Annotated in this window: 15 protein-coding genes and 1 other annotated feature; all 15 genes read right to left on the bottom strand. The window is 49.0% G+C overall.

Features of this window, described 5'->3' with window-relative positions:
- Positions 1-15: 15 nt before the first annotated feature.
- The 15 genes from AC3WQ3_RS07990 to speD all read right to left on the bottom strand — a co-directional run bounded on the left by AC3WQ3_RS07990 (position 16) and on the right by speD (position 19,029).
- Positions 16-258, bottom strand: coding sequence for a DUF4321 domain-containing protein (locus AC3WQ3_RS07990; RefSeq protein WP_095293309.1), 243 nt, complete (start codon positions 256-258; stop codon positions 16-18).
- A 144-nt stretch (positions 259-402) separates the two neighbouring features.
- Complete coding sequence (locus AC3WQ3_RS07995; RefSeq protein WP_492471935.1) at positions 403-1,575, bottom strand: SPOR domain-containing protein; 1,173 nt, start codon at positions 1,573-1,575, stop codon at positions 403-405.
- Between the two features lie 133 nt (positions 1,576-1,708).
- Positions 1,709-3,079 (bottom strand): UDP-N-acetylmuramate--L-alanine ligase, encoded by a 1,371-nt coding sequence (gene murC / locus AC3WQ3_RS08000; protein WP_127541081.1) that lies wholly within the window; start codon positions 3,077-3,079, stop codon positions 1,709-1,711.
- Between the two features lie 5 nt (positions 3,080-3,084).
- Entirely contained in the window at positions 3,085-4,461 is a 1,377-nt protein-coding gene (locus AC3WQ3_RS08005) for a bifunctional folylpolyglutamate synthase/dihydrofolate synthase (protein ID WP_095361444.1), read from the bottom strand.
- 78 nt (positions 4,462-4,539) lie between these two features.
- A complete protein-coding gene (locus AC3WQ3_RS08010) occupies positions 4,540-7,206 on the bottom strand; it encodes a valine--tRNA ligase (protein WP_336782746.1) in 2,667 nt (888 codons plus the stop codon).
- A gap of 58 nt (positions 7,207-7,264) precedes the next feature.
- Positions 7,265-7,553: a binding site (T-box leader), on the bottom strand.
- Between the two features lie 160 nt (positions 7,554-7,713).
- A complete protein-coding gene (locus AC3WQ3_RS08015) occupies positions 7,714-9,252 on the bottom strand; it encodes a LysM peptidoglycan-binding domain-containing protein (RefSeq protein ID WP_336782748.1) in 1,539 nt (512 codons plus the stop codon).
- Between the two features lie 138 nt (positions 9,253-9,390).
- Complete coding sequence (locus AC3WQ3_RS08020) at positions 9,391-10,296, bottom strand: RluA family pseudouridine synthase (RefSeq protein WP_336782750.1); 906 nt, start codon at positions 10,294-10,296, stop codon at positions 9,391-9,393.
- A complete protein-coding gene (gene hemL / locus AC3WQ3_RS08025; protein WP_336782752.1) occupies positions 10,293-11,597 on the bottom strand; it encodes a glutamate-1-semialdehyde 2,1-aminomutase in 1,305 nt (434 codons plus the stop codon). Before hemL ends, AC3WQ3_RS08020 begins: the two co-directional genes overlap by 4 nt.
- A 159-nt stretch (positions 11,598-11,756) precedes the next feature.
- A complete protein-coding gene (gene hemB / locus AC3WQ3_RS08030; RefSeq protein WP_336782754.1) occupies positions 11,757-12,758 on the bottom strand; it encodes a porphobilinogen synthase in 1,002 nt (333 codons plus the stop codon).
- A gap of 136 nt (positions 12,759-12,894) precedes the next feature.
- The gene (gene cobA / locus AC3WQ3_RS08035; protein WP_336782756.1) at positions 12,895-14,457 is read right to left on the bottom strand and encodes a uroporphyrinogen-III C-methyltransferase; all 1,563 of its coding nucleotides are present in this window, start codon (positions 14,455-14,457) and stop codon (positions 12,895-12,897) included.
- Between the two features lie 4 nt (positions 14,458-14,461).
- On the bottom strand, positions 14,462-15,418 hold the full coding sequence (gene hemC / locus AC3WQ3_RS08040) for a hydroxymethylbilane synthase (protein ID WP_336782758.1): 957 nt from the start codon (positions 15,416-15,418) through the stop codon (positions 14,462-14,464).
- 2 nt (positions 15,419-15,420) lie between these two features.
- Positions 15,421-16,071, bottom strand: a complete 651-nt coding sequence (locus tag AC3WQ3_RS08045; RefSeq protein WP_492471936.1) for a precorrin-2 dehydrogenase/sirohydrochlorin ferrochelatase family protein — start codon at positions 16,069-16,071, stop codon at positions 15,421-15,423.
- A 5-nt stretch (positions 16,072-16,076) separates the two neighbouring features.
- Complete coding sequence (ccsA, locus tag AC3WQ3_RS08050) at positions 16,077-16,904, bottom strand: cytochrome c biogenesis protein CcsA (protein WP_419720052.1); 828 nt, start codon at positions 16,902-16,904, stop codon at positions 16,077-16,079.
- A gap of 15 nt (positions 16,905-16,919) precedes the next feature.
- Positions 16,920-18,308: a glutamyl-tRNA reductase gene (gene hemA, locus AC3WQ3_RS08055; protein ID WP_095361417.1), complete on the bottom strand. Its 1,389-nt coding sequence runs from the start codon at positions 18,306-18,308 to the stop codon at positions 16,920-16,922.
- 322 nt (positions 18,309-18,630) lie between these two features.
- Positions 18,631-19,029: an adenosylmethionine decarboxylase gene (gene speD / locus AC3WQ3_RS08060; protein WP_095293297.1), complete on the bottom strand. Its 399-nt coding sequence runs from the start codon at positions 19,027-19,029 to the stop codon at positions 18,631-18,633.
- Between the last annotated feature and the right edge of the window lie 217 nt (positions 19,030-19,246).

Raw genomic sequence — 19,246 nt, forward strand, 5'->3', positions numbered from 1 at the left:
AAAATCGTCATTCTCCTACAGTCTGCGATACAGCCATACAGCCGCAATAATACCAATCAAACTGAGGAGGCTCATTTGAAATTGAAATGAAATGTCATAACTGATAATATCCAGATCAGCCTGCGGTGACCAACGTATGGTCGTGGCTTTGGTTAGAATGGCTACAGCCTTGACTGGCTGCAGTGCCTTGGCGATCCACGCTCCGGCCATCCAGCCGAGCAGAAGAAACAGTATTAACATGCCGAAGTTTTTTTTCATCGGTTATCTTCCCTCGCCATTTTTTGACACCCACATTATTATACGGGGTTTTGTACGTCAATACAAACACAAATCCGGCAAGGGGAACTATTTCCAGTTCCTTGCCGGACAGGGATTTCGGGGCTGTGTTAGGGGAAGGAAAACTTATTGCTTAATCCCTTCAAGCCATTTTTTCTGCTGCAGAACATAATCCATCAGATCCGCTTGTACCGCCCACATGTGTACATCGGAGGGATTTTTGTTATACTCGGCAACTGCCGTAATTGCACTGTTCATCGATTTTTCCATGGTTGAAACGATCGGCGCTGCTTCTTGTCCGAGACCTGCCGAGAGTTTACCCACACCTGTTATCCAGGCCTGGTGCTGATTCTGTAATGCAGTCATCGTTTCCGAGGCTACAGGCTCTGGATTTGCTTGACCAAGCTGCCCGATGGACAATGTGGATAGTTGCTCCACCAATGCATTGCTGCTGCTGAAGAAGAGCTGAACATCTTCCTCATTCATACCGAGAGCTGCAGAGTCCACTGCAGGATATGCGATCTCTTTGACATACAATTCCACACCCTCCGCCTTAAGACGAGAGCTCAGCAGTTTGGCTTCCTCACGGTCGGAAGAGATGCCCGCATACACCCGATTCCCATCGTCCGGATCCGTTCCTGCAGCGATTCCAGCCTGTGAGAGTTCAAGCTTGGCCTGTTCAGCACGTTCAGGCGAACTAAAAACACCGTACTGAAGCGCATAGTAACTGCCTCCGCTAAGTGCTGACTGTGCTTGTTGGTCCGTCCCGGAAGCCCCCTGCACTCCCGTCACACTCGATACTGGTTGATTGGTTTGGGGAAGCACGTCCGGACCTGTTCCTTCCCGATTAAAAAAAGAGAGAATAACCATACCGAAAAGGGCACCGGTGACCAGTGCTCCCGTAACCGAACCAATCATCTTCCAGCCCCTCGGAGGGCGATTTCGCTTGTAGGAGTAATGATCACGATCCACCATCCAGTCATGACCCACATCATTGCTGTCTTCAGGAAGCTCTTTCTCATTTTCGTCAGGGTACACTGTAGAATCCGAATAAACATACTGCGACTGTACAGGATCCGGATTCCGGTCCTTTCTCTGATCCGGCTCCAGTATACTTGTTCCGCTCAGGGTGGTCTCTCCCCAATCTCCAGGGATATCCTCCGGTGTCCATGAAGGCGCGACATCGATCCGCGGAGCACTGTGCGATATCTCATCAGATAAGGGTGGAAAGGTTCCAATCACTTTCTCATCCTTATGATTCGGCTTGTCCGACTCGTTCTCCCCGAAACGAAACGTCATTCTAGCATTGCTCACCCCGTACCCTCTCCTTTGTCCCATTTATATCAGCTATATGCCCAGAGACAATGAAAGATTCCTAGAAATTCAAAAACCCGCCTGCTTCTTTACGAAGCAAAGCGGGTCATAAAATGGACTATTTCAGTCCTTTGGCAAGTGTGTCGCCAACCTTCCAGATGTCCCCTGCTCCCATCGTGAGGACAAGATCTCCTGGCTGCAGACGATTCTGCAAATCGGCTACCACTTCTTCCTTGGTAGGCAAATAACGAGCAGCAGCATTACTATTCTGAACAATCAGTTCAACCAGCTTAGCGGAGTGAACACCTTCAATCTGTTTTTCTCCCGCCGGAGAATAGATGTCGGTAATAAGTACCTCATCTGCCTCAGCGAAAGCACGACTAAACGCATCCAGCAGGAAGAAGGTACGCGTATATCTCTGCGGTTGGAACACCGCGATAATACGTTTCCCTGTCGCTTTCGCTGCACTGATGGTTGCCTCAATTTCAGTCGGATGATGAGCATAGTCATCGATAACCAGAATATCCCGTGCTTCACCCAGCACCTGGAACCTGCGTTTGGCACCATGGAACTGAATAATGGCAGCCGTGATTTTCTCAAACGGAATGCCTGCTTCCAGACAGGTAATGACCGTAGCCATGGCGTTGTAAACATTATGTTTGCCTGGAACAGAGAGCTCTACCGTTCCCAGTGCGTTACCCTGATGGCTCATGGTGAAGGAGATTCTGCGGTCACCCAGTACGATATCCGATGCCATATAATCAGCCTTCTGATCAATGCCGTATGTCGTGACTCGGGATTTCAGCTCAGGTAAAATGCTTTGAACGTTCTCATCATCCGCACAGACAATGGCTGTTCCTTCCGGACGAATTTGACTCAAGAACTGTACATACGCTTTTTTGAGCTCCTCGAAGTCGCTGTTGTAATTCTCCAAATGATCGGCTTCAATATTGGTCACAATACCTAGCCACGGATGATACTGCAAGAACGATCCATCACTCTCATCTGCTTCAGCCACGACCCAATCGCCCTGGCCCGCCTTCGCATTGGTTCCCAAATTCATGATTTCTCCGCCAATGATATACGTTGGGTCTGTATCGCATTTGTCCATGACAAGTGCAATCATTGAGGAAGTCGTCGTTTTGCCGTGGGCACCTGCAACCGCAACACCTTTGCGCTCATTGAGCAGGCGCGCCAACATCTGTGCACGGTGAAGAATCGGAATATTAAGCTGCTCGGCTGCCACTCGCTCCACATTATCCGCCGGAGCTGCTGTAGAATAGACCACAAGATCTGCTCCATTTACGTGTTCAGCCGTATGTCCGATATATATTTTCGCTCCCTTGGCTGCCAGCTTCTCAGTCAACTCCTGTGAAGCGACGTCCGATCCGGTAACGGTGTATCCCATCTCCAGCATAACTCGTGCGATGGCACTCATGCCATATCCGCCAATCCCTATAAAATGAACGTGTTCTGATGTATTTAACAAAACTTTCACCAACCTTTTTCAGAATCGGTTTGATGCAAAAGGGCTGCCCTCACATCTGCAATGAGATACAGTGTGCCGGACACCACCCCCAGATCTTCCGCTTCCGTCCGTGACTTCAATAGATCAAGTGCCTTCGCCCAATCGGGCTCGACGATGATTTCCAGATTCTCTTTCGCAATGGCGGGACGTAACCGCTCGACGATCTGCAGCAATTCGGCTGCATCCATTTTGCGTCGGAAATCTGGCTCGGTCAGGATCAGCGTATCCACTAGTGGCAGTATATGCTGCAAATACGCTTCGTGATGCTTATTCGCCAGCATGCCCATCATCAAATTTAACTTGTTGTGAGGATATACGTCGACAATGCTCTTGGCCAGTGACTCTGCCCCTTCCGGATTATGCGCACCATCCAGTACAATTCGGGGTTCGTGAACGACCTTCTCGAATCGGCCAGCCCAGAAGGCATTCTCCAATCCAAGGGCAATATCTCTGTCATCCAGAATGAATGCCATGTACTGTCTGAGCAATTCAAGCACCATAAGAGCACCCGCAGCATTATCCATCTGATAAATACCCTGCATTCGAATGCGAGCATCCAGCTCGCGGAATGGTCCAGCAAAATGAAAGGATTGACCATTCTCATCACTATGGAGTCTATGGTAAGAAAATTGTTCTCCGGACAAATACACAGTTGATCGGACTTGCTGGGCCTTTTCCTGAATCACCTTAACAGCCTCTGGCTGTGTAACACAGGTGACAACAGGTACGCCTGGTTTAATAATGCCTGCTTTTTCTCCCGCGATCGCTTCAATGGTATCACCCAGGACATCCGTATGATCCATACCGATATTCGTAATGACCGAAACCACGGGTGTAACGATATTCGTTACGTCCATCCTTCCCCCCAGCCCAGTCTCCCATACTACTACATCCGGATAACACTCTTCTGCATAGTACAAGAGTGCCAGGGCTGTAGACACTTCGAACATGGTAGGTGATCCAAGAACAGTAGTGGCCATATCTGTGACCAGCGGATGGAGTCGATTCGCCAGCTTCAGCAGAGTCTCTTCCGGAATATCCTCGCCGTTGTATTGAAAACGATTCGTGAATTTCGTGATATACGGAGACGTAAACGTTCCTACATCGTACCCCGCCTGAAGCAGCACCGACGTCAAAAAAGCGCAAGTCGAACCTTTTCCGTTCGTTCCCGCGACATGAATAAATTTGAGACGCTGATGAGGATTACCGAGCAATGACATGAGCTCCGTGATTCGTTCCAATCCGGGTCTGATGCCAAAAGGAATAAGGCCATTGATCCAGTCCACAGCCTCGTCATAGGTATGCAGAGGGGCATCTACGCCCGTGCCATTAAGTTCCGTCATATGTTTCACCTTCGGTCCCGAGTTTGATTGAAAAAAGCGGCCGGATGGCATGCTTGCTCTCCATCCGACCCAGAAACATTAACCTTTCAGTTCCTTGATCCGGGCGATGACTTTATCCCGTTTATCCGAATAATCCGCTTGTTTGGCGCGCTCTTCCTCAATAACCTTGGCTGGTGCCTTGGCTACGAAGCCTTCATTGGCCAGCTTTTTCTCTACACGGAGTACTTCGCCTTCAAGGTTCTGCAGCTCTTTCTCCAGGCGAGCCACTTCCTGCTCAATATCAATCAGTCCCGCCAGCGGCAAGTAAAGTTCAGCTCCCGTAATTACAGCGCTCATGGCCTTATCCGGTGAACTCAGATCAAGTCCGCTGTCGAACTCGGATGTATTGCAGAATCGTTGAATGTAATGGCTGTTGCGTTCGATAATACTGAATGTCTCGGCACTGTTCGCTTTTACCATCAATTCAATCTTCTTGCTCATCGGCACGTTTACTTCTGCACGAATGTTACGTACGGCACGAATGGTATCCATGAGCAGGTTCATTTCGGCAACGGCTTCCGGATTTTCCAGGGCAGGATCGTACACTGGCCAAGATGCAAGTGTAATCGTCTCGCCTTCATGAGGCAGATGCTGCCAGATCTCTTCCGAGATGTAAGGCATAAACGGGTGAATCAGGCGCATGGTATGATCCAGGACATAAGCGAGTACCGATTGTGTTTTCTTCTTGGCAACCGGATCTTCACCGTAGAAGGACAACTTGGAAAATTCAATATACCAGTCACAGAGGTCATCCCAGATAAAGTTGTACAGCAATCGCCCTGTTTCCCCAAATTCGTATGCTTCGATTAGACGCGTAATATCGCGGGAAGTTTCGTTCAGACGGTGCAGAATCCAATAATCGGCTGTTCCAAGCTCTCCGCTGATGTCGCGATCTTCGTAAGTAAAGCCTTCCAGATTCATCAGTGCGAAACGTGATGCATTCCAGATTTTGTTCGCAAAGTTACGTGCCTGTTCTACCCGCTCCCAGCGGAAACGAAGATCCTGGCCAGGCGTGCTGCTGGTGGAGATCATATAACGCATCGCGTCTGCACCATATTTCTCAATAACATCCAGCGGATCCACACCGTTACCGAGTGATTTGGACATTTTGCGGCCATCCGCATCACGAACCAGACCATGCATCAGAACATCTTTGAATGGAATTTCGTCCGTGAACTCCAGAGCTGTGAAGATCATCCGTGCAACCCAGAAATAAATGATGTCATATCCGGTTACAAGCACACTTGTCGGATAGTAACGTTTCAGATCTTCTGCATCTTCAGGCCAGCCGAGCGTGGAGAAAGGCCATAATGCCGAACTGAACCATGTATCCAGAACATCTTCATCCTGTCTCAGCTTACGACCAGCGTACTCTGGCAGGGTTGTTGGATCTTCAGCCGATACAATAATTTCGCCAGTCTCATCGTCGTACCAGGCAGGAATACGATGTCCCCACCACAACTGACGTGAGATACACCAGTCACGAACATTTTCGATCCAGTTCAGATATGTTTTCTCAAAACGATCCGGAACGAAGTTTACGCCTTCCCCGTTTTGCTGTTTTTGAATGGCTCTTTCGGCGAGAGGTTTCATCTCAACAAACCATTGTGTGGACAAATAAGGCTCAACCACAGCTCCCGTCCGTTCGCTGTGTCCAACCTGATGTGTGTGATCCTCAATGTTGATCAAGACACCCAGTTCCTGCAAATCTGCAACGATCTGCTTGCGGCAGTCACTGCGATCCATACCCTGATATTTGCCTGCTTCCGCATTCATGGTACCTGTCTCATCCATTACTGTGATCTGAGGCAGGTTATGGCGAAGACCCACTTCGAAGTCATTCGGATCATGTGCAGGCGTAATTTTTACAGCACCGCTTCCGAATTCCTTATCTACATAATCATCTGCAATAACCGGAATCTCCCGGCCGATGATCGGCAGGATCAGCGTTTTGCCAATCATGTCTGCATAGCGTTCATCTTTTGGATGAACCGCAACCGCAGTATCACCGAGCATCGTCTCCGGACGAGTCGTCGCCACTGTAACATAACCGCTACCGTCCTTAAGTGGATATTTCAGATGATACAGGTGTCCCTGAACCTCTTTGTACTCAACCTCGATGTCAGACAATGCAGTACGGTTCACCGGATCCCAGTTAATAATGCGTTTGCCTCTGTAAATCAAGCCTTTTTCATATAGCTGAACAAACACTTTGCGCACCGCTTGGGAAAGCCCTTCATCGAGCGTGAAGCGTTCACGTGAATAATCCAGGGAGAGCCCCATTTTACCCCACTGCTGACGGATCGTTGTCGCGTATTGGTCTTTCCAATCCCAGACTTTATCCAGGAACTTCTCGCGTCCGAGATCATAGCGGGTCAAGCCTTCTTCACGCAGCTTTTGCTCTACTTTGGTTTGAGTCGCAATACCTGCATGGTCAGAACCTGGAAGCCACAAAGCGTCATATCCTTGCATCCGTTTGGTGCGGATCAGGATATCCTGCAGTGTAAAATCCAGTGCATGCCCGATATGAAGCATGCCTGTTACGTTCGGGGGTGGAATTACAATGGTAAACGGCTCAGCATCCTTGCGCTGACCAGCCTTGAAATATCCACGCTCTGTCCAGGTAGAATACCATTTCTGCTCCGCAGCTTTCGGATCATACGTCGTCGGCATTTCAGTTGCCGCTGATTTTTTTTCTTCAGACATGTGTCATTCCTCCGTTACTTAATCATCATCGCCAAAAAACAAAAAAACCTTTCATCCATCAAAGGACGAAAGGTTAGCTTTCGCGGTACCACCTTTGTTTCACGCAGACAGAAAGAAACAGCATGCCTTTCTGAGGCTATCGTGACACTTCAAGCAGATAACGGCTGCTACCGGCCCATCCTACTTCAGGAACAAACAAATCACAATGACATGTCTCATCGTTCCTCATATTCAAACAGGCAACTCCCGGGCGACTTCGATCAGTAGGTTCCTGCGGAATTTCTCAGCGCTGCAATCCCGCTCTCTGAAAGGCCTTGCTGTCTACTACTCCCATTCGACGTTGTTCTTTAAAAAACCTAAACACATCATACCCTGACCGTGCCCGATAGTCAACCTGACAACAGCGGAAACGGGCGGCAGCCCTGCATGTTAAGCCAAAAAGCAGCAAAAACCCGCAATCCTTATTGGATCGCGGGTTGGTATGGACGTTATTTTACAAGTCAGAGATCAGGGGATGTATAGAATCTGCCCCTCTTCAACGACCTGTTCAGATAACCGATTGTATAACTGGAGCTCCCGGGTGCTCAATTGGTAGCGGTCAGCAATGCTATCCAACGTCTCTTCCCGCTGGACGATGCACAGTTTAACTTTGCGGAATGGTGTCTGATCCACAATCGTGCCCAAGAACAGGTTCTTCCACTGAACATCATCTGCCTGGTAGGCTTCTTCCTGTACGGAGCCAGCGACCGAATCGTCCTCCCGATCCGTTTCTGTATCCCGCACTGACCTACCCGAAGATAACAGGGACGAGATACCCACCCCTTCTTCCTGTCTTGGTGAAGACTCCCTCTTGCTGCCAAACGCGACTTTGAGCTCTGGCTTGTCTTCTGTCTCAGCCACAGGTTCAGGAATGAACGAAACAGGCTCTGAAGATTCATCTGCATCCACTGCTTCCGGTGCAGAAGGTCTTTCCCCCTCGGCAGATTCCAGTTCAGACGCTCCAAACACTTCCTGCCAATTCTCTGCTGGCTTCTCAGCCTCCGTCTGATCTTCCTGCGGTGAACCTGACCTGGAAGATTCGAAGTTCCAAACATTCGAAACAGCCACGTCTTCCGATGGTTGTTGGCTCAGCCCCGTGTTTGTATGTAAGGTCTCCACGGAAGGCTCGGCCCAGATAGATGGTGATTCCTCAGCCAGAGGTAGCAATGGCTCTGACTCCGGATAAGAAGCCAGCCGGTCTGCAGTCTCCGCCATAAAAGACGAGACGGGTGAAGGTGAGGAGGGCACTTCATTACCGGTTGCTTCATCTTCTTGGGTGATTAATGAAGGAGCGTTATCTTCAGCCGGTCTTTTCTGATATTCTTCTTCATATTGATTCTCAGGCGTATCAGCATAGATCTGTTGCGGTGCAGGAATTAACTGCTCTTCCGGCTGCGCATCTTCTTCATAACGGATAGTTTCTTCAGCGGCTTGCTGCGGATTTCCTGGCAATTCAGATGTGTCTAGAGACTCGGCCGTTATAGGCAGACCTTCCTCTTCACTGCGCTGCAGCAGATATTCCTGGGCAAAGGTGTTCAAGCCAGCATCTGCATCCCCCGCCTCCGGAGAGCGGTTAACCTGCTGCGGATCAGGGGAGTGTACCACGGTAAACTCTTCCGCCGACCAGGCCTGCGGCTCTTCAACAGGAAAGCCCTCAATGCCACGCAGTGACAACACACCTGTAATATTCAAGCTTCGGCTGGATAACAAATCCACATCAAAGTTTTCAATCTCAATTGAGATATCCTCAAGTGATCTTACCCGATTCAGGGGAACTGTGATCTCAACCGGAATAAAATGTTTCAGTTCCTCCGAGATCTCGTTCTCTCCCCGATACGCACCTGTAAGCAAAAGATGGCCTCGCAACGTTGCATGATCATCCTGACCGATGACTTGAATACGCGGGTATAACTCAATTTCCTCCAGTTCCTCAATGGCAGGGACTCCCTCGGACAAATGAACGCGCTCATAAATATCGAACCGCAAACCATAAGGTTGATTCAACAAAGGTGGCGTCCTCCTTTCGGCATATGTTCACCATGATCCTTCTCATGGGACTGATCCATGGTCCAAATCCTTCGTTACCCCATCTATATGCCATCGATGAGATGAGCATGCCACCTTTGTTCAAAGCTTGCCTTTTTATTAGGTTGTGCGTTCCCGCTGGACTAGCTGTTCAAAATCGGAAGGCCACGGATCTTGAACTTCAATCAGCGCTCCCGTGAGCGGATGATTAAACGTTAACACTTCACCATGAAGTGCCTGGCGTCCAATGGCATCTGACCTTCCTCCATACAGCTGATCGCCAACAAGCGGGTATCCGGCATAACTCAGATGCACTCTGATCTGATGTGTACGTCCAGTATCCAGTATTAAACGCACAAGTGTAGCCCGCTCCCACACTTCCACAATCTCTACATGTGTTACTGCTTCCTGCCCACTCTCGGAAACGCGTCTGCGCTGCTTATGATGCCTGTCCTTACCGATGGGCGCATCAATTTTGCTGCATTCCGGAGGTACCTGCCCTTCCGCAATGGCTACATACTGACGCCCAATTTCTTTGCGACGCATTGCCTCATCCAATTTTGCCAGAGCAAAAGCATTCTTGGCGTAGAGAACGGGGCCTGTTGTATCTTCATCGAGGCGGTGCACATGGCGCACGCTGGTGTCGATACCATTGATCTCATAATAAGAGGCGACAGCGTGATCCAGCGTAATGGCATGATCGGCAAGAGTTCCATCCGGATGGAGCTTCATACCCGCGGGTTTATGTACAACCAGACTAAAATCATCCTCGTACAGCACCTCAATCTCTGCCCAACGGGGTTCAACATCAATGGGCCGAGATGCAAAAAGGGCCAGCCGAAGCCGGTCCCCTGCGAGTTGAATTCCGTGATTTGCCTTGAGCTGACGAAGCAGCTTTTCTGGAAACGAAAGTTCAGTGAGCAGCCATTGCTCTGCCGCAAGCTGTCTGTCTGGACTGCCTGTTACCACTTTGCCTGGCATCAGCTCCAGCCATTCTCCACGACGCTTCCAACTTTTGATCGTCATAGAGATTGAAGAGCCTTGCGGTTTGCTTCAATCGTATCATCAATGTCCTGCTCTGTATGCACACCAGACACAAACATGCCTTCAAACTGGGAAGGTGCCACGCTTACACCCTGATCAACCATTGCTGCAAAGTAGCGAACAAATTGATCCAAATTGCTTCCTTTGGCTATATCGTAATTGGTAACAGGTACACTGCTGAAGAATGGACATACCATGGAACCAACGCGGTTAATGGTTACTGCAATACCCGTCTCTGCTGCATTCTTTTCGAAGCCAGCCTGCAAACGAGCCGACAACGTCTCCAAACGATCATAGACTTCCGGTGTCAACAGCTTGAGGGTGGTATACCCTGCTGCCATAGCCAGTGGGTTACCACTCAGTGTTCCCGCTTGATAGATCGGGCCGGTTGGAGCGATCTGCTCCATCAGATCCCGACGACCACCATATGCTCCGACCGGAAGGCCGCCGCCGATAACTTTACCAAGACATGTCAGATCGGGCGTAACACCATATCGCCCCTGTGCACAGTTCAAGCCGACACGGAAACCGGTCATGACTTCGTCAAAAATGAGCAGGCTGCCGTACTGGCTCGTCAGACTGCGCAGGCCTTCAAGAAAGCCCTCTGCCGGAGGTACAACGCCCATATTCCCAGCCACAGGCTCGACAATGACAGCAGCCAGCTCCTCACCAAAACGTTCAAAGGCAAGGCTAACCGATTCCAGATCATTGTAAGGTACCGTGATCGTATTGGTAGCGACCCCTTCAGGAACTCCAGGACTGTCTGGCAATCCAAGGGTAGCGACACCGGAGCCCGCTTTGATCAGCAAGCTGTCCGCATGTCCGTGATATGAACCTTCAAACTTCAAAATTTTGCTGCGGCCCGTTACACCGCGCGCCAACCTGATGGCACTCATGGTTGCTTCCGTACCCGAGTTGACCATCCGCACAATATCAATGGATGGTACGCGTTCGCAAACAAGCTTAGCCATCTCGGTCTCCAGCAGCGTTGGAGCACCAAAGCTCGTTCCTTTCAGAGCTGTTTCACGCAGTGCTTCAACAACATCAGGATGGGCATGTCCCATGATAAGCGGTCCCCATGAGCCCACATAATCAATAAATACATTGCCATCAATATCGTAAATCTTGGACCCTTCTCCGCGTTCTGCATAGATCGGGGTAAGTCCTACGGATTTGAATGCCCGAACGGGACTGTTTACGCCTCCAGGTATGTACTGCTTGGCTTCCTCGAATGCGCTGCGTGAGCGCTCATCGTTTCGTCTTTTTCCTGATTGTGCAGTCATGAACATCCTCCTTAATATATAGGCCCCGCTCTTATATGAACAGTAAACTGATCTATACAATGATCTATACAAGCGACATAACAGGGTCGTGCAGGGCCTTGCTATATGTTGATCATTTTATAACGACTCTCTTAGCAAACGTGTAATTACAAAGAACGATTACTTCTCAGCCAACCAGCGGGAGGCATCTTTTCCGTAATACGTAATGATCATATCCGCACCCGCACGTTTCATGCTAAGCAGAATTTCCATGGCGACCTTTTTCTCATCAATCCAACCCTGCATTGCTGCAGCCTTCACCATAGCATACTCACCACTTACATTATAGGCCACAAGCGGGAGGTCAAATTGATCCTTGATTGTACGCATCACGTCCAGATAGGAGAGTGACGGTTTCACCATCAGCATGTCTGCTCCTTCAAGCACATCCGTTTCGGCTTCGCGCAATGCCTCGCGGGCATTGGCCGGGTCCATCTGATATGATTTGCGATCCCCAAACTGTGGTGTGGAATCCGCTGCTTCACGGAAGGGACCATAAAAAGCAGATGCATATTTAACGGAGTATGACATGATTGGAATATGGCTGAATCCATTCTCATCCAGTCCTGCACGAATGGCCTGGACGAATCCATCCATCATATTGGATGGGGCAATAATATCCGCGCCTGCTTTGGCTTGGGATACAGCTGTTTTTACAAGCAGATCCAGTGATTCATCATTCAGAACATCTCCGCAGATATGTCCGTCAACTTCCACGGTATGCACCATGCCGCAGTGCCCGTGATCCGTAAATTCACACAGGCAGGTATCTGCCACAACCAGCAGGTCGGGATACCAGGACTTAATCAATTTCGTTGCTTCCTGCACAATACCATCTTCAGCGAAACCAGAAGAACCAATACTATCCTTTGTCTCAGGAATACCGAACAACAACACGGCCGGAATTCCCAGATCGGCAATCTCTTTTACCTCTTCCTGCAGACGGTCAAGAGAAAAACGGAATACGCCTGGCATCGATTTGATCTCGGATTTTACGTTTTCACCGTAAGTTACATAGATGGGCTGGATAAAATCATCCACGGTCAGATGAGTCTCTCTGACCATATTGCGGATGCCTGTAGATTGACGTAAGCGACGGTGTCGTACAATTGGAAAACTCATATAGATACATCCTCTCTTAGAGTAAAGTAGAGCAAAAAGGGAAGCGCGCCGGTATCCTAACGAATTCAGCACGCTTCATCAATCTGCATTTTGGTATATGGATACGATCTATTACAATAGCGCTACACTTCCTAAATCAACGAGGCACAGCCCCTTCTGGAGAAGGCGTCCTTTTCCACTCAATCAGCGCAGAGATCATACTTTCGATCGTTGCTTCTGCGGCCATCAGCGTTACCTTCAAGCCAGCTGCTTCTGCCGTTTTGGCAGTCACTGGCCCTATGCAAGCAACCTCGACATTCTTTAACAACGGTAATGGATCTTGGAGCCCCATCCGTTTAAGCATCTCCATGAAGTTCGTAACCGTTGAAGAGCTCGTGAACGTCACCGCGTGAATACCGCCTTCTTCCAGCAGCTTCAGAAGTTCATCATCATCCTCACCCGCGAGTACGGTGTCATAGATGATCGCTTCCGTGACCTCAAGTCCACGTTCCTTCAACTGGTCAGGCAACCAGGATCGTGCCAGATCACCGTGGGGAAGCAGCACTTTCTGACCTTTTTTCAGTTCACTCTCAAAAGCTTCCAGCATACCTTCCTGCTGAAAGGGCCCTTTGACCACTTCGGCAAAAATACCGTGTTTGCGCAAGGCCTCGGCAGTTGAAGGTCCAACCGCAGCAACTCTTGCTTGATGCATAGCCCGGATATCCTTGCCTTGCTCTTCCAGATGACGGAAGAAAAATTCCACACCGTTTACGCTCGTGAAAAATACCCAATCAAATGTATTTAACGCACCGAAGGCATCCTTGACACTTTGTTTTCCTTTTTCACTCGAAGGCATAACGGTTTCGATAACTGGAAACTCATACGGTTCACCACCAAGTTCCTCGATGCGGTTCACCAGCTCACTCGCCTGACTGCGAGCGCGCGTCACCAGAATTCGTTTGCCGAACAACGGTAGTACCTCAGCCCATTTCAATTGCTCACGTTGGTTCACCACTTCCCCCACAACAATGACTGCAGGCGGTTGGAAGTTGGCTGCAATAACCTTGGCTTCTATATTTTCAAGCGTACCCACAAGGGTATCCTGCTCAGCTCTTGTTCCCCAACGAACCAGTGCGACTGGTGTCTGTGCCGGACGGCCATGACGGATGAGCTGTTCACTGATATAGCCGATCTTGGCCACACCCATCATAAATACCAGTGTTCCCGTTGCGTTCGTTACTTTATCCCAATGGATGCTGCGATCCAGCTTGTCCGGGCTTTCATGCCCTGTAATAATGGAAATGGATGATGCATAATCGCGGTGGGTCACCGGTATTCCGGCATAAGCAGGCACACTTATGGCTGCGGTAACCCCAGGCACGATTTCAAAAGGAATGCCGTTTTTGCGCAGCAGGTCTGCCTCTTCGCCAACGCGTCCAAATATCGTTGGATCTCCGCCCTTCAGCCGAACAACCACTTTCCCTTCAAGGGCCAGATCGACGAGCAGCTGATTAATCTCTTCCTGTTTCATCGTGTGACGGTCAGGCCGCTTGCCTACGTAAATCTTCACTGCGCCAGGCTTCATCTGTTTTAACAATCTCGGACTGGCCAAACGATCATAGACTACAGCATCTGCTTTGCCGATAGACTCCCATCCTTTTACCGTTATCAGCTTAGCATCCCCTGGACCTGCTCCTACCAAAAAGACCTTTCCCACCATGTCCTCATCCCCTAACTTCTGCCAGTATCTGCTCTGCTCCCCGTTCAATCAATCTCCACGCTACTTCTTCTCCAAGACGTACCGGATCTGTTCCGGTCAGAGCTTCTTTAAGAATCAGTCCGCCATCCGGCGTACCAACCATACCCGTTAATTGTAACGTGTTTTGCCCATTCGGGGAATCTGTATCTTGCTGACGATTCCAGACGGCATGAGCACCGATAGGCACCTGACATCCCCCATTCAATACACTGAGGAATTTACGTTCTGCCATAACAGGAAAAGCAGTCTCCGGATCGTTATACAGCTTCAACAGATGAAGCAGCTCTGCGTCATCCTCACGGCATTCAATTCCCAGTGCACCCTGGCCAACGGCAGGAAGGCAAGCCTCTTCGGACAGATACTCGGTAATCCGATCCTGCCAGCCCATTCGATACAATCCTGCAGCAGCTAAAATAATAGCATCGAGCCCCTCTGTCTCCAGCTTGCGAAGACGTGAGTCAATGTTACCACGCAGGGATTCGAGCTGCAGATCCGGGCGGTATGCCTTTAACTGACTGGAACGACGGAGACTGCTTGTCCCCACTCTCGCCCCTTCCGGCAATTGATCCAGAGATAACCCCCCATTGGAAATCAATGCATCACGTGGGTCAGCACGGCGCGGAACAGCGCCGTTGATTAATCCTTCCGGCAGTTCGGACGGCATATCCTTCATGCTGTGCACAGCCATATCAATGGTTCGATCCAACATGGCCTGTTCGATCTCTTTGACAAACAGACCTTTGCCACCGACTTTGGACAGCGTTACATCGAGAATCAAGTCACCCTTCGTAACGATCTTATGTACTTCAAAGTCAAATGCTAAACCTTCTCGCTCACAAATGCTGCGTAAATCCTGAATTACATGGCCTGTCTGTGTCAAAGCCAGTGCGCTTTGTCTGCTTCCCACTTTAATTGTACGCATGTCTACAGCTCCTCCTGATTACGGGATATCCAGCTCCCGATTTCTTCTTCTGTCCACCACCGAAATTGCCCTGCACGGATATCCTCCAGCACATTCATTTCAGTCAATCGCCGCAGTAAAACGCTTCGCACACGCGGAGACGACACACGTGACTTCACTTGAATCCTCATCTGATGCAGAAATTCAATATACGTCTCGTATTCTTCTCCAAATTGCTGCTCCAGTGTAGATCGAATCTCTGCAGCAGCTGCCGGTCCTGCTCCAGCCGTTGAGATGGCAATGCTCAATCTTCCACGCCTGACCACACTGGGGGTGATGAACGCACTGTTCTCGGAAGACATCGCATCATTCACCATTATGCCCGCATCGTTAGCTTCCTGTACTACCTGTGCGTTGACTTCAACATGATCCGTTGTTGCATATACGAGAAAGGCCCCCCGCAAATCACCTTTGCGGTAGGACCGGGCTATCCACTCAATTCGGGACTCCTGATGCAGTTGTTTCAGCTCCGATGTGATTTCCGGACTAAACACCTTAATATGTGCTTCGGCGTGAAGCAAACCTTTGATCTTACGTTCGGCAACACGTCCGCCCCCAACAACGCAGCAGGTTTTGCCTGAAGTATTTACATATAACGGCGTATAGCGATCCATAGTCCTCACTCTCCTGTCCAACGATGAAACGCTGAATACGCATTGGATAAAAAGCTCATAATGACAAAACCATATCCAATCAATGTCCATCTTGCCATGATGATGTTGGAAAACTGCTTTCTCTGCTTAGAAACAAAATAACCGATATAGATCGCGATAGCGAGACCTGTCGCAATGACTTTCAGATCCAAAAGCAGATACCACCTGGTCTCAGCGACAATGGATAATACGGCCAGCACCACGGAGACGCCAAGTAACGGTGTTCCGATCAATGTTGCGCCATCCATGTATTTGCCAATGACTTCAAGACTCGGCATCCGCCGCATCGTATCATTCCATTTTTTGTTTTTCAATTTACGGTGCAGGAACAGATACAACATGGCGAAGACCGCAGCTACTGTGAGGGCTGCAAAGCCCAGATTTGCCAGCGTAATGTGCATGATCAGCAGCCCGTGAACGGTCTGCCAGTTATGCAGCGAGATCTCCCCAGCTGTAAACCACAATCGATTCAGTACGGTAACTGAGAAGCCCACGATATTCAATAGCAGGATGACAAATTCCGAACGCTGGACACGTATCATCCCGAGGGACATCAATACGATACTAAACGAAAAGATAAACAGAAAATCGAACGTTGTATACATCGGAAAATGGCCCTCGGTCCACATTCGCAAAATCACATGAACGACCTGAAGCAGCCAGACAACAACAAGAAACCCTGTGCCCGTTCGCTTCGCCCCCGCATTCCGTCGAATGCAGTCCGAGAAATAGAACAGAAGGCTCAGGGCATACATATAGATCAGAGCTTCATAGATTTGTTCAGAAAGGGTCAAGCTGTTCACCCGCCCTTATACACTTGCCGGAGCATAAGCCGGCATTGCGTCTTGCCGGTTGTCTTTAAGATGAACGGCGGCCGGTTTACCCAAGGCCGAGGCATCGCTTTGGTTTACTTTTTCTGCGGCCGTCTCCACTGCATCCTCCAAGGCAAAAATTTGGGTGAACATGCGTAGTGCTTCATCTCCATGCTTGCCGCCAGCCATTTCCTTGATCCGGTTGATCGGATCTGTCGTCATTTGATTCACGATGCTTTTGGTTAAACGACGGATCACCTTACGCTGATGTTCGTCCAGCTCAGGCAGTTTATTAAAGAGACTCTCCATCGTATCTTCATGAATGGAAGCTCCTTTCTCCTGCAATGCCCGAATCACCGGGCGAACGCCTAATGTTTTGAGCCAGTGATAGTAGTCTTCCATCTCCAGTTCAATCATTTTTTCGATTTTGGCCGCTTCCACCTTGCGCATCTCCAGATTGCTCTCCACGATCCCTTCCAGATCATCAATATCATAAAGGAATACGTTGGATAACTCTCCGATGGCCGGATCAATATCCCGAGGAACCGCAATATCGATCAGGAATAATGGACGTGATTGACGGCGCTTCATGCTCTCACGGACAACGGAAGCATCCAGAACATATCGCTCTGCACCTGTCGAACTGATGACAATATCAACCTCACTCAGTCTCTCCAAAGCCTGCTCCATCGTGCAAGGGGTTCCCCTGAACTTGGCAGCCAGCTCCTGAGCCCTTGCAAGAGTTCTGTTCGCTACAATGACCTCTGAGGCTCCATTGGCGTACAGATGCTTGACTGTCAACTCACTCATTTTGCCCGCTCCAAGAATAAGTACCTTCTTGTCCGTAAACATGCCAAAAATACGTTTCCCCAGTTCAACAGCTGCGTAACTGACCGAGACTGCACTTTCTCCAATGGAAGTCTCCGAATGTGCTCTCTTGCCCAGAGTTACCGCCTGTTTGAACAGCATGTTAAACCAGGTGCCTGTCGATTTCTCTTCCTGGGCAGTGAAAAAAGCCTGCTTCACCTGTCCAAGAATCTGTGTTTCACCAATCACCATGGAATCCAGCCCGCAAATAACACGGAACAAATGGCGAATGGCTTGATCATCTTCATATATATATAAGTGTTGCGTAAATTCTTCCCGTGGAACATTAAACCATTGTTCCATAAACGTACGAATAAAATAACCACACATGTGAAGACGGTCTACCACAACATACAACTCGGTACGGTTACATGTGGCTACGATTACACCTTCCAATACACTCTTGGTCAGCTTGAGCTGCTGCAGCGCTTCAGACAAGTCTTTTTCTGCAAATGTGAATCGTTCCCTAACCTCTACAGGCGCCGTGCGATAATTCAAACCAACTACAACGATGTGCATTGCAAGTTCACCTGCCTAATAAATTTCCAATCAAAGTGTTTTCTACATATCTCCATCCATTTATGCTTGACATGGTTAATTATATCACACATCATGACCGCGACCGGGCCATTTTTATGAAATGTTTATGAAATCCCCATGTAGATTATCCTATGCATTGTCATTTATTGTAGTGTCTCACCAATCTTCTCCGTTATTCGTTAAAATCCATTTCTTCGAATATTAAAACAAATAGTCATGGAATAATTCCATGACTATCTATAATTCGGGATCATTGCTTCCTTCCCAATATGTGAACATTACTCATGTTTATCTACATCAATTAGACCAGTTCGATGGGTTGCATTGTCGGTGTTACGACCTGCAGTTCACCCAATCCACGCACCAATTTCTTAGCGTACGTTTTCTCCGGTTTCAAAACGGATACCAGGTAGTCAATGGCCAGCTGTGGGTCTACCGTTTCACCACAGGTGTAGCAGTCAATCGCCGCAAACCCTCTCTCAGGATACGTATGAATGGAGAGATGGCTCTCTGACAATAGCACAAGCACTGTCGCTCCTTGTGGCTCAAACTGCTTGGATTGCACGGACATTACTGTCGCACCACATGCCTCTGCAGCTTCAACCAGTTGGGCTTGCAGATACTCTGCACTGTTCAGTAGATCAAAGTCGACACCCCAAACATCAACAGCAACGTGTCTTCCGAAAGTTGAATATTCCATCCTTCGGTTCCCCCTTCCTAGGAATAAAATGTTTGAAAATTTCATCCGCTAGGACCTACGTCATTCACTTCCCGAGGGAAAAACCTCTCGCAACATATAATGTCCTGAGTGAATCCTGGTTCCTATATTCTTTTCAACGAGAATAAAAATAACATCTATTTTAAAGGAATGCAACCCTTTTTTTACAGTTAAACAAATAAATTATTGCCAGCCTAAA

It is taken from the genome of Paenibacillus sp. FW104-T2 (assembly GCF_058789975.1).